The following is an 11,731-nucleotide window of genomic DNA, read 5'->3' as shown; positions in this document are numbered from 1 at the left end:
CGACTCCGTGGCTGCAGCCTTTGCAGACCCTGGCTCCGAAGCGTGCTCCGAGTTACCGTGGCTCGCGCTGTCGGCCGCTGCGACGCTCTCGGCTGCTTCCGATGCGTTTGCCGCGTGCGCGGAGTTGCCGTGCTCCACGCCGCCCGCTTCTGCCTTCTTCGCTAACCCTGGCGAATCGTCCGCGGCCTCAGCGCGATGCTCGGCCCCATTTCCGGCGCCGTTGCCCGGTGCGGAGTCGGCTTCAGCCGACTCCGTGGCTGCAGCCTTTGCAGACCCTGGCTCCGAAGCGTGCTCCGAGTTGCCGGGGCCCGCGCTGTCGGCCGATATGACGCCCGGTTGGACGATATAGTTCTGCCCAGTCGGCGAAACGCCGGTGGCCGCATTGACCGGCTCACTCTTCGACGTGAGATTTTCAACAGCCGTGGCCGCCGCGCTATGAGCAAGTTCGATCGACGATACGTGAGCCGACACGCCAGAGGCGCCGTCGCTCTCGTCTGTGGCATTCGCCGAATCGTCCGTGGAAGTTCTGCCCCTCGTCGACGCCCCTAAGCCGGTCCGAGTCTGCCCGAATTGGAACCCGAAGCCGTCGTCGGACAGAACGCTCCAAACTCCAGCCGTCCCCAGTGTGCTCTCGCTCGCCGCGCCCATGGCATGGACTTTGTCCGTGCTCAGAGCAGTCTCATCGAGTGCGGTCGCCGATTTCAGCGCTTCTTCGAGTTGCTCCAGGGTGATCGCGACAGCCGCGGCTTCCGGCTGGGAGGCGACATCCGACTCCGCAATGGATACAATCCCCTGCAGATGGACTTCCAGCAGGCCGCGATCCCCGATATCGAGAACATGATCGGTCGGATTCACGTAGACGATCGTCTCATTGCTTGCGGCGTTGTAGATCCAGGCAAGGGTATGTGGCGGTATGGACTTGATTGCTGCCGTCATTTGCAGCCAGGCAAGCACTCCGAAAGCCGCAAGATTGATCCTGCTCGCCCCGGATGCGAAATCGAAGCCAGACTGGGAAGAGGTCGAAACGGAATCGATCGAGGAACGATGAACAACGTTTTCATCAACGTTGCCGCCCGCCAGTTGATCGCTGCCATCTCCGGCAATACTGGCGTCGTGTCCAGGGTCCACCAAGCCGGGGGTTTTTTGGAGGTTGTCACCCGCGGCGCCATCCACAGTGCCGTGGCTCATCTGGCTCCGAGCGCCTTCTTCAGCGACGCTTTGGTTTCCAGTGGTCACAAGCGCGGAAGCCAGGCCGGCATCGTGCGCAAGGAAACCCGGGGCTGAGCTGTCGACATGATGAGCGTCAGCATTGGCGATCGCGGCCAGTTTTGTGGCCGCATTCTCTCCAGTGACGGCCAGGAGACTGTCGATCGGCGCTTTACCCGCCTCATGCGCCTGTGCGGCGATATGGGGGTCGTGCAGTGCGTAGATCAACGCACCGGCGACAGTGGCGAAGGTGCCATACCCTCCGTGAACCGATATCGGATTGGAAGCAAGCCGCGGGAGTTGATGTTCCGGGATCGGGTCACCTCCGATCTGTGGGTCGCTGGTTCCTCGCAGGAAAAGCGAGGGAAGATTGGGCGTGCTCGATCCAACAGGACCGTAGTCTTTCCACGGTTTCGGGCCTGCGGATTGCTCGGCCGCGCGCAACGCTTCCATTGCCGCCGCCGGGTTCGCGACTTGACCCATCTTGGCAAAGAAGTCTCTCAGTGTGGGCGGAGGCGTCTCGCCGGATTCCGAGACGATGAGGTGTCGGAGAATGGCTTTTTTCCAGGGCTCATAACCGGCGTGCTCGCCCGCGTGGCCGAAGCTGTTGTCATTCGGAAGCATTGCGTTCGCTTCCGAGGCCTTGAGTTCGTCCGCAACTACGAGCGCCAAAAGGGCCAGCGAGAGCGTGCTGAAGGCGGAGGTGCGCTGCAACAATGCGATGGTCGCGAGCACCGTCCTGTTGGTGATCTCAAGCTTCTGAAAGATATTGTACAGGTGGACTTTGACTGTCCCTTGGGAAACGTTGAGCTGGCGCGCGATCTCCTTGTTCGACATTCCTTCCGACACCAGTCGTGCTATTTGACGTTCCCGGCCCGTCAATAGCTCCAGCATCTTTTCAATTTTGCCGCCGCCGTCAGCGTCCTTGCCGATTGGCCAGAGATCGGACCGCTCCAGCGACACACCGCGCTTCGTCATCAGCCGCAGTGATTGCAGCATGGTGTCGGGCGAGGCGTACTTCGAAATTACGCTGCAGGCGCCGGCAGCAATGGCTGCAGTCAGATCGTGGTCGGTGTCGGACTCGGTAAAGAACACCAGGCGCGTGGGAAGCTTCTCGGCTTTCACGATCGCGAGGAGCTCGGTTACCGTCAGATCCGGCAGGGTGTCAGCAAGAAGCGCGACGTCGGGTATCAAATTCCGAATTGCCTCGAGGCAGCCCGTCCCGTCGCTGGACGAGGCGACGACGTCGAAGTCCTGCTGTGCCCCGAATACCGACTTCAGCCCCTGCAGGACGATCGGTTGTCGATCCACGATCACAAGCCGGATGCGTGCGGTTATCCCCTGCTTCGCAGTCACGTCTAACATGGACTTTGCCTCGGCCCGGCGATCTATGTCCTTCGGCATATGGCCGGGGGCCGGGTCAGGGTATTAAATTACAATTAATCGTTTGGAGAAAGAGGCTTAGCGGGGTTAACCCGACCTAAAATTGCAGGATTTGACGGTATGCAGGTAGGAATTGTCTCCTTTGACCCGATGGGCGTCGCTGTTGACTGGCTCGATGCCTACCGCGCGGGCGATATCGAAGCGATCTTGGACATGCACGCCGACGATGCCGTGGTTCACTGCGGCTGCGGCGGCGGCAAAACCATTACCGGCCGCGAGGCACTTCGCGCCTATTGGGTCGATCGCCTCCGGGAGTATCCGGCGAGCTCGCTGGACGATCTCAATCCCTGGCACAACGACGGGACCATTCTCTCTTACGTCACGAGTGCTGGCGTCATGAGCGCGCTTTTTGCGTTTGACGAGGTGGGCAGGATCAAGGAGCTGGACTGCAGTCCACCCCACTAGACCCGCGGCGTGATCCAAACCGGCAGCGGGACACGCGCAGGTTGACTACACGACCTGCCTCGCAGCCGCCGAGATCATCACCAGCCCGCCGGTGACGACGGCAACATCGAGGATCGCGGTGTGGATGTGCACCGGCATCCGCTCGACGAAGGCTTTTGCCAGGAATGCGCCGGGGATCGCAATCCCGCCGATCAGCAGCGCAAAGGCGAGCACCTGTGCCGTCACCACGCCGGCAAGACCGAACACCGAGATCTTGATGAGGCCGGTGCCGAGCGAGATCATCGCGTCGGTCGCGATCACGGCGGCGCCTTCGAGGCCCGCGGCCATCAGCAGCGAGAGCAGGATCACGCCGGAGCCCGACGTGCCGCCGACCAGCACGCCGTAGCCGACCGAGCCTGCGGCAAGACCGGCGTCTCCGATCCTGACCTGGCGACGGCGCAGCACGCGGCGCAGCGGCACGCTCAGGATCAGCATGGTGCCGATCACAAGCGCGGCGCCGGCATTGGTGAGGCGCGTATAGCCGTAGGCGCCGAGCGCCGTCGTCAGCGCCGCGCAGGCGAGCACGATCAGCGCCCGGCGGCGATCGGCATGGCGCAGATAGGCGACCGCGCGGCTCGCATTGGTGAAGATGGCGGAGATCGCGATGATCGGCACCACCGGTTCGGCGCCGACCAGCGGCACCAGCACCAGCGGCATCAGCGCCCCGGTGCCGTAGCCGGCGAGACCACCGATAACGGACGCAAACAACGCCATCAACGCGACCAGCAGGAGCTGGAAAATCGAGATGTCGGCGAAGCCCGAGACGATGGTCACGTTCTCTCATCGCGGCCGATGCGGGCCGCTGCTTGATCGGCGATGGAAGCGAGTGCGGCTTCCTCTAGGGGAAAATCCGCCGCAAGCCAAGCGTCCTCGGCCAGCGTCAACACATGCCCGAGCGCGGGTCCTTCCGCCAGGCCGCGCGCGATGAAGTCGGCGGCGCGGAGCGGAAATTTCGGCGCGGTCCAGCGCTGCGGCAGCTCGGCGAGCGCACGCCATCGCGGCGAGCCGACGTCGGCGCCGCCTCTCGCCCAGCTCAGCAACACACGATCGTGATAGCGCTCGGGGCCAAGCCGGTAGAGCAACCGCCGCGCATTGGCCTCGTCCTTGGCGGCGAAACGCCACCAGCGATGTCCCATCGAATCCAGCGCCTTGGTTTCCGCATTGGAGAGCCTCAGGCGCGTGGCGACGCGCTTGGCATCTTCGGTCACGGCGACCGTCAGCGCGGCGAGCCGCCGCGTGCTGCTTGCGGGCAGGCCGAGCTCGCGCTCGATCGCGATCATCGCCGCCAGCGGCCCGGTATAGGCGACGCCGCCGGTCAGCGCCTGCAGCAATCCGCCATCCGCCATGGCGAGCGCGGCGTCGGACGCACCGTGAGCGACCAGCAGCTTCAGCATCTCCATGCGCAGCCGCTCGGCCGACAGGCTGGCCAGGCCGGCGCGGCCGCGGATGCAGGCGAGATAGCCGTCGCGGTCTGGATCGCCGGCGCCGAACGCGGCGTGGATGCGGAAGAAGCGCAGGATGCGAAGATAGTCCTCGGCGATGCGCCGATCGGGGTCGCCGATGAAGCGCACGCGCCGCGCGGCGGCATCGGCGATGCCGCCGACATGGTCGTACACGATACCCGTTGCGCCGGCCGACAGGCCGTTCATGGTGAAGTCGCGCCGCTCGGCGTCCTTCACCCAGTCGCGGCCGAACGCGACCTTGGCCTTGCGGCCGAAGGTTTCGGTATCCTCGCGCAGCGTCGTGACCTCAAAGGGCTTGCCGTCGATGACCAGCGTGATCGTGCCGTGGTCGATGCCGGTCGGCACGCTCTTGATGCCGGCAGCCCTGGCGCGCCGCATCACCTCGTCCGGCAGCGCCGTGGTCGCGATGTCGATGTCACCGGGCACCAGCCCGAGCAGCGCGTTGCGCACGGCGCCGCCGACCACCCGCGCCTCCTCGCCATCCGCATTGAGCAATTGCAGGACACGCGCGGTCCCGCCTGAGATCAGCCAGGGCGCATCGGCGAGTAACGGCTCCGCGCTCATCGTCCGGCCCTTATTTTTCCCTGCCCGGCACCAGCTTGCCGTTCTCGATATGGGCTGGAATGTAAGTCGAGTCCGGCGCCGCGCCGGAGAAATGCGCAAAGCCGATCAGTCCCGCGATCACCAGCACGAGCGCCGCCAGCATGAGGCGCGCGACGATGGTGATCGGCCAGGAGGATTGCACGAACAGGCCGGAACGGGTCGCGGCCAGGAACAGCGCATAGACGGCAAAGGGAACGAGGAAAATTCCGATCTCGGTCAGGATCGGCCGGATCATGACGAGTAGATCCGCTCATAAAGCACGCGCAGCATTCCGGCCGTCGCACCCCAGATGTAGCGTTCCGCGAATGGCATCGCATAGTAGGACCGCTCCATGCCGCGGAATTCCTTGCTGTGCACCTGGTGGTTGGCCGGGTTCATCAGGAAGGATAGCGGCACCTCGAACGCATCATCAACCTCGGAATGGTTGATGGTGAGCTCGAAGCCGGGCCGGACCCTTGCGACCGTCGGCAGGATGCGGAAGCCGAAGCCGGTGCCGTAGAGATCGAGATAGCCGATCGGCTCGACGAAGTCGCGCGACAGCCCGACCTCCTCCTCCGCCTCGCGCAGCGCCGCATCGAGCGGCGAGGAATCGGTCGCGTCGATCTTGCCGCCGGGAAAGGCGATCTGGCCGGCATGGTCGTTCAGATGCGCCGACCGCTGCGTCAACAGGATGGTCGGCTCGGGATGGTCGACCACCGCGATCAGGACCGCCGCCGGCCGCACCGGCTGCTCGCGCGCGATGATCTCGAGCATCTTGTCGGTGCCGGGATCGCCCGAAGCCGGAATGATGTTCGGATCGTACAGGCCGGGTGGAACGTCGAAGCCCAATCGCGCCGTGGTGCGCGCGAAGAAATCCGCGGCGCCGATCGCGACGGGCTCGTTCTTCAGGATAGGCTTGTTCAAAGCGCGGCCCTCACCTGCTCTGCGTCGGCCATGGCGAAGAATTCGCCGGCCGATTCGACGCCGAACATCGGCTGGCCATCGACCATCCGCTCCTCGCCCATGTCAACCAGATCGTAGTAGAGCGCGCGGGTGACCTTGGCCCAGAGCTCGGCGCGAACATGCAGGTATGGCGTCAGTCCGCCGTCTTTGGCCTGCTCGAAGCGCAGCCGGTGCGCGGCGTCGCAGGTGACCCAGTCGTCGACATTGGTGCGGAAGCGGAGCACGCGATGGTTGTCCTCGCCCTCCTTCTGCATCTCGACCGCCATGAACGGCGCATCGTCGACGCGAATGCCGACCTTCTCCACGGGCGTGACGAGGAAATGCTTGTCGCCTTCGCGCTTCAGCACCGTCGAGAACAGGCGAACCAGCGCAGGGCGGCCGATTGGCGTCCCCAAATAGAACCAAGTACCATCCGAGGCGATTCGGATATCGAGATCGCCGCAAAACGGCGGATTCCACAGATGCACCGGCGGCAGGCCCTTTTTGGCACCGTCGGCATCGGCAGCGCTTTTGGCGGCGGCAGTCAGCCCTTCGAGACCGCGATCGGCGCTCTGCCCTTGGTTCGCCATGGTTTGCCCTTTGTCATTTGGCACGATTGGTCATTTGGCACGATTGGTGCAGGTTTACGTTGTAGCCGGGTGCACGGTTCCACCCCGCATTAGTCCGGTGTGGAGGTCGCCACTTCGTGATGCCCTACATAACCCCAAGCCGATAAGGTGGGGATAGGTTAATTCAACGAATACATGGCCTTCGTGCAAGTCTAGCATAGGGCCCATGTGATGACTTGTGACGACATGACGATGCAAGCGAGCCGCATGGCAGGCTGAAGGAGCTAACGGATGGCGGAGAGTGTCGAGAAGCTCGAAGACGGAATCGTCCGTTCGGCTGAGCAGGTGTCGAGCCAGATTCGCGCGGCAAAGGAAGCGATCGCATCCGTCATCTTCGGTCAGGATCGTGTGATCGAGAACACGCTCGTCACCATCCTCTCCGGCGGCCATGCGCTGCTGATCGGCGTGCCGGGCCTCGCCAAGACCAAGCTGGTCGAGACGCTCGGCGTCACGCTCGGTCTCGACGCCAAGCGCATCCAGTTCACGCCCGATCTGATGCCGTCAGACATTCTCGGCGCCGAAGTGCTCGACGAGAGCACCACCGGCAAGCGCGCCTTCCGCTTCATCTCCGGCCCCGTGTTCGCGCAGCTCCTGATGGCCGACGAGATCAACCGTGCCAGCCCGCGCACGCAGTCGGCGCTGCTCCAGGCGATGCAGGAGCAGCACATCACCGTCGCCGGCGTGCGTCACGATCTGCCGAAGCCGTTCCACGTGCTAGCCACGCAGAACCCGCTGGAGCAGGAAGGCACCTATCCGCTGCCCGAAGCCCAGCTCGACCGCTTCCTCATGGAGATCGACGTCGATTATCCCGATCGCGACGCCGAACGCCGCATCCTGTTCGAGACCACCGGCGCGGACGAGACGCTGGCGCGGGGATCGATGAGCGCGGATGCGCTGATCACGGCACAGCGCCTGATCCGCCGCCTGCCGGTCGGCGATTCCGTGGTGGAGGCGATCCTGTCGCTGGTCCGTTCGGCCCGTCCGGGAGCGGAGAGCGGCGAAACCGGCAAGTTCATCGCCTGGGGTCCCGGCCCGCGCGCCAGCCAATCGCTGATGCTCGCGGTGCGCGCACGCGCGCTGATCGACGGACGCCTCGCGCCGTCGATCGACGACGTGCTCGATCTCGCCGAGCCCGTGCTGAAGCACCGCATGGCGCTGACCTTCCAGGCGCGCGCCGAAGGCCGCACGATTCCGGACGTGATCCGGCAATTGAAAACACGGATCGGTTGATGGCCGCAGAGAACGGGCACGCAGCGAAGGAGATCATCGCGATCCGACGTGCCGATGGCGAAAGCCGCACGCTCGCCGCTTCGCTGCCGCGCCTGGTGCTCGAGGCCCGCCGTGTTGCCGCCAACGTCATCCACGGCCTGCACGGCCGGCGCCGCGCCGGCTCCGGCGAAAATTTCTGGCAATACCGCCGCTTCGTCTCCGGCGAGCCGTCGCAGAACGTCGACTGGCGGCGCTCGGCCCGTGACGACCATCTCTATGTCCGCGAGCTTGAATGGGAAGCCTCGCACACGGTCTGGATCTGGCCCGACCGCTCGCCCTCGATGGCGTTCGCCTCGAAGACGGCGCGCGAGTCCAAGCTGGAGCGCACCCTGATCGTCGCCTTCGCGCTGGCCGAGCTGCTGGTCTCGGGCGGCGAGCGCGTCGGCATTCCCGGGCTGATGGCGCCGACCGCGAGCCGCAGCGTGATCGACAAGATGGCGCAGGCGATGCTGCATGACGATGCCGAGCGGCCGAGTCTGCCGCCGTCCTTCGTGCCCTCGGCGCTCGCCGAGACGATCGTGCTGTCGGATTTCTGGTCGCCGATCGACGAGATCAGAATGACGCTCGCCGGGCTTTCCGCGTCCGGCGCGCACGGCACGCTGGTGCAGGTCGTCGATCCCGCCGAGGAGTCGTTCCCCTATTCCGGACGCGTCGAGTTCGTCGAGCCCGAAGGGTTCGGCGTGATCACCGCCGGCCGCGCCGAAAGCTGGGCGCAGGATTACACCGCACGGCTGGCGCTGCACCGCGACCAGATCCGCGCCGAGACCTCGAAGCTCGACTGGCTTTTCACGACGCATTCGACCGACCGTTCCGCCGCCGAACTGCTGCTGTTCCTGCATGCCGGCATGCAGGTGAGCAAGTCGGGCGGGCGCACCGCGACGATCAAGGCAGGGCCCGCCGCATGATGGGATTCCCGCTCGCCTTCACCGAACCGCTGCTGCTGATCGGCCTCGTCAGCCTGCCCGTGCTGTGGTGGTTGCTGCGCGTGATGCCGCCGCGGCCGCGCCGCATCGAGTTTCCACCCACGCGCCTGTTGTTCGACATCGCGCCGCGCGAAGAGACGCCCTCGCGGACGCCGTGGTGGCTGACCGCGTTGCGTCTCCTGGCTGCGGCGCTCGTCATTTTCGCCGCCGCCGGTCCGATCTGGAATCCGCAAACGGGCATCGCCTCCAGCAAGGCGCCGCTGATGATCATGTTCGACGACGGCTGGAGCGCGGCCGCGAGCTGGGACGTCAGGATCAGGGCCGCCGACGAGCTGATCGCCAATGCCGACAACGACCGCCGCGCGATCGCGCTGGTGCCGCTGTCCGAGCCGACCCGCGACATCACCTTGATGCCGGCGGGGGCCGCGCGCGTCGCGCTGCGGCAGCTCACGCCAAAACCCTATTCGATCGACCGCGTCGAGACCCTGACCGCGATCGATCGCTTCCTGAAGGCGACCGGCGACTGCGAGATCGCCTGGCTCTCGGATGGCGTCGACACCGGCCGTGGCGAGGAATTCGTCGCCGGCCTCGGCAAGACCATCGGCGATCGCAGCCTGACCGTGTTCGAGGGCGGGACCTCTTCGCCGCTGGCCCTCGTCGCGGCCGAGAACGCCGCCGCCATGATGACGGTGAAGGTGCTGCGCACCGACAGCGGCATCGCCGTCGGCACCGTGCGCGCGCTGGACCAGAAGGCCTCGCCGATCGGCGAGGCGCGCTTCTCGTTCGGCCCGCAGGACAAGGAAACTGAAGCCGCGTTCGACCTGCCGGTCGAGCTGCGCAACGACATCACCCGGCTGGAGATTGCGGGCGAGCGCTCTGCCGGCGCGGTGCAGCTGCTCGACAAGCGCTGGCGCCGCCGCGCCATCGGCATCGTCTCGGGCTCGACCAGCGAGACCGCGCAGCCGCTGCTGGCGCCGACCTTTTACCTGACCCGCGCGCTGTCGCCGTTCGCCGACGTGCGGCTCGCCGACAAGGGCTCGCCGCAGCAGGGCATCACGCAGTTCCTCGACCAGAAGCTGCCGATGATCATCCTCGCCGATGTCGGCACCATCGCGCCCGAGCTGCGCGAGCGTCTCAATGCCTGGATCGACCAGGGCGGCGTGCTGGTGCGGTTCGCCGGGCCGCGCCTGGCGCAGGCCGAGGACGATCTCGTTCCGGTCAAGCTGCGCAAGGGCGGCCGGACGCTCGGCGGCAGCCTGACCTGGGAGAAGCCGCAACATCTCGCCGCCTTCGCGGCCGACGGTCCGTTTGCCGGCATCGCGGTCCCCAAGGACGTCGCCGTAAGCCGCCAGGTGCTGGCCGAGCCCGACGCCGTGCTCGCCACCAAGAGCTGGGCCTCGCTCGAGGACGGCACGCCGTTGGTGACCGGCGAGCATCGCGGCAAGGGCGTGGTCAGCCTATTCCACGTCAGCGCCGACATGCGCTGGTCGGATCTGCCGATGTCAGGCACCTTCGTCGAAATGCTGCGACGTGTCGTCGACATGTCCGGTTACACCGCGAAGCCCGGCGCTGGTGTCGCGAGCGAAGCGACCGCCGAGACGGTGGCGCCGCTGCACATCCTCGACGGCTTCGGCGCCTTCGGCCCGCCGCCGGCCACCGCAAAGCCGCTGCCCGCGGATTATCGCGACCGCGCCACCCCCGATCATCCGCCGGGCTTCTATGGTCCTGCAGAAGGACCGCTCGCCGTGAACACGCTTGCCGCCGCCGACCGCATCGCAGCCTTGAACACCGCGAGCCTGAGCGCCCGGCACGCCACCTACACCAATGCCGAGCCGCGCGACCTGCGCGGCTGGCTGCTGTCGACGGCGCTTGCGCTGTTCCTGGTCGACGCCATCATCGTCGCAGTACTCGGCGGCGGCCTCGCAGCGCTGCTGCGCCGCCGCGCCGCGCCCGCAACGATCGTTCTGTCCATGGTGCTCGCCGGCCTGTTGTCGTTCGCGCCGACGCCGTCGCGCGCCGACAGCGCCGCGGACGATTTCGCGATGAAGGCGACGTCGCAGACCCGCCTCGCCTATGTCGTGACCGGCAATGCCGACGTCGATTCCATCGTCAAGGCCGGCCTGTCCGGACTGACGCTGTTCCTGGCGCAGCGCACCGCGCTCGAAGCCGGCGATCCCGTCGGCATCGATCCCGCGCGCGACGAGCTCGCCTTCTTCCCGCTGATCTATTGGCCGATCGTGCCCGGCGCGCCCAAGCCGCCGCAGGATGCCATCAACAAGATCGATGCCTACATGAAGCAGGGCGGCACCGTGCTGTTCGACACCCGCGACGCGATCGAGGCCCCGCCCGGCGCGAACGGCGCCGCGCAGACCCCGGCCATGCAGACGCTGCGCGAGATCCTGTCCTCGCTCGACGTCCCCGAGCTCGAGCCGGTGCCGCGCGAGCACGTGCTGACCAAGACCTTCTATCTGCTCCGCGACTTCCCCGGCCGCTTCACCACCGGGCAGACCTGGGTCGAGACCTTGCCGCGCGAAGAGGACGATGACAGCGCACAGCGGCCGGCGCGCGGCGGCGACGGCGTCTCGCCCATCATCATCACCTCGAACGATCTTGCCGGGGCCTGGGCCGTGCGGCCCGATGGCCAGGCCATGCTGCCGGTGACCGGCGGCGACCCCCGCCAGCGCGAATTCGCCTACCGTGCCGGCGCCAACATCGTGATGTACACGCTGACCGGCAACTACAAGGCCGACCAGGTGCACGCGCCGGCCCTGATCGAACGTCTGGGGCAATGAGCATGATCCGGAAAAGTGGAAGCCGGTTTTCCCTCGCG

Annotated in this window: 9 protein-coding genes and 1 pseudogene; 4 read left to right on the top strand and 6 right to left on the bottom strand. The window is 66.2% G+C overall.

What is annotated here, in order from left to right; all coding sequences use genetic code 11:
* A pseudogene (locus NR187_RS24175) lies at positions 1-2,571 on the bottom strand (response regulator transcription factor); the annotation flags it as partial.
* Between the two features lie 138 nt (positions 2,572-2,709).
* Between NR187_RS24175 and NR187_RS24170 the strand changes: the two are divergent.
* A complete protein-coding gene (locus NR187_RS24170) occupies positions 2,710-3,054 on the top strand; it encodes a nuclear transport factor 2 family protein (RefSeq protein WP_256807909.1) in 345 nt (114 codons plus the stop codon).
* Positions 3,055-3,099: 45 nt separating this feature from the next.
* On the opposite strand, the gene NR187_RS24165 is transcribed toward NR187_RS24170, so the two are convergent.
* The 5 genes from NR187_RS24165 to NR187_RS24145 are packed head-to-tail and all read right to left on the bottom strand — an operon-like array spanning position 3,100 to position 6,670.
* Entirely contained in the window at positions 3,100-3,867 is a 768-nt protein-coding gene (locus NR187_RS24165) for a sulfite exporter TauE/SafE family protein (protein ID WP_211386942.1), read from the bottom strand.
* Positions 3,864-5,120, bottom strand: a complete 1,257-nt coding sequence (locus tag NR187_RS24160; RefSeq protein WP_211386943.1) for a CCA tRNA nucleotidyltransferase — start codon at positions 5,118-5,120, stop codon at positions 3,864-3,866. The genes NR187_RS24165 and NR187_RS24160 overlap by 4 nt, the downstream gene beginning before the upstream one ends.
* Positions 5,121-5,130: 10 nt before the next feature.
* Positions 5,131-5,394, bottom strand: a complete 264-nt coding sequence (locus tag NR187_RS24155) for a DUF6111 family protein (RefSeq protein ID WP_211386944.1) — start codon at positions 5,392-5,394, stop codon at positions 5,131-5,133.
* A complete protein-coding gene (locus NR187_RS24150; protein ID WP_211386945.1) occupies positions 5,391-6,062 on the bottom strand; it encodes a CoA pyrophosphatase in 672 nt (223 codons plus the stop codon). The genes NR187_RS24155 and NR187_RS24150 overlap by 4 nt, the downstream gene beginning before the upstream one ends.
* Positions 6,059-6,670: a DUF1285 domain-containing protein gene (locus NR187_RS24145; protein WP_211386946.1), complete on the bottom strand. Its 612-nt coding sequence runs from the start codon at positions 6,668-6,670 to the stop codon at positions 6,059-6,061. Before NR187_RS24145 ends, NR187_RS24150 begins: the two co-directional genes overlap by 4 nt.
* Before the next feature lie 270 nt (positions 6,671-6,940).
* Between NR187_RS24145 and NR187_RS24140 the strand changes: the two genes are divergently transcribed.
* The 3 genes from NR187_RS24140 to NR187_RS24130 are packed head-to-tail and all read left to right on the top strand — an operon-like array spanning position 6,941 to position 11,693.
* The gene (locus NR187_RS24140; RefSeq protein ID WP_211386947.1) at positions 6,941-7,939 is read left to right on the top strand and encodes a MoxR family ATPase; all 999 of its coding nucleotides are present in this window, start codon (positions 6,941-6,943) and stop codon (positions 7,937-7,939) included.
* Complete coding sequence (locus tag NR187_RS24135) at positions 7,939-8,883, top strand: DUF58 domain-containing protein (protein ID WP_256807908.1); 945 nt, start codon at positions 7,939-7,941, stop codon at positions 8,881-8,883. The genes NR187_RS24140 and NR187_RS24135 overlap by 1 nt, the downstream gene beginning before the upstream one ends.
* Positions 8,880-11,693 carry a DUF4159 domain-containing protein gene (locus tag NR187_RS24130; protein ID WP_256807906.1) on the top strand — a complete coding sequence of 938 codons (2,814 nt, stop codon included), beginning with the start codon at positions 8,880-8,882 and terminating at the stop codon, positions 11,691-11,693. Before NR187_RS24135 ends, NR187_RS24130 begins: the two co-directional genes overlap by 4 nt.
* The last annotated feature ends 38 nt before the right edge of the window (positions 11,694-11,731 follow it).

Origin of the sequence: Bradyrhizobium sp. Bra64, assembly GCF_024519875.1 — a bacterium.
GTDB classification, from domain to species: Bacteria; Pseudomonadota; Alphaproteobacteria; order Rhizobiales; family Xanthobacteraceae; genus Bradyrhizobium; species Bradyrhizobium japonicum_G.
Note: the sequence above shows the minus strand (reverse complement) of the source record. Positions and strands in the feature narration are given on the sequence as shown.

Bases quoted from the DNA above. Each gene is read 5' to 3' on its own strand.
- NR187_RS24170 (WP_256807909.1), top strand. From the start codon at position 2,710: ATGCAGGTAGGAATTGTCTCCTTTGACCCGATGGGCGTCGCTGTTGAC.
- NR187_RS24160 (WP_211386943.1), bottom strand. From the start codon at position 5,120: ATGAGCGCGGAGCCGTTACTCGCCGATGCGCCCTGGCTGATCTCAGGC.
- NR187_RS24155 (WP_211386944.1), bottom strand. From the start codon at position 5,394: ATGATCCGGCCGATCCTGACCGAGATCGGAATTTTCCTCGTTCCCTTT.
- NR187_RS24145 (WP_211386946.1), bottom strand. From the start codon at position 6,670: ATGGCGAACCAAGGGCAGAGCGCCGATCGCGGTCTCGAAGGGCTGACT.
- NR187_RS24140 (WP_211386947.1), top strand. From the start codon at position 6,941: ATGGCGGAGAGTGTCGAGAAGCTCGAAGACGGAATCGTCCGTTCGGCT.
- NR187_RS24135 (WP_256807908.1), top strand. From the start codon at position 7,939: ATGGCCGCAGAGAACGGGCACGCAGCGAAGGAGATCATCGCGATCCGA.
- NR187_RS24130 (WP_256807906.1), top strand. From the start codon at position 8,880: ATGATGGGATTCCCGCTCGCCTTCACCGAACCGCTGCTGCTGATCGGC.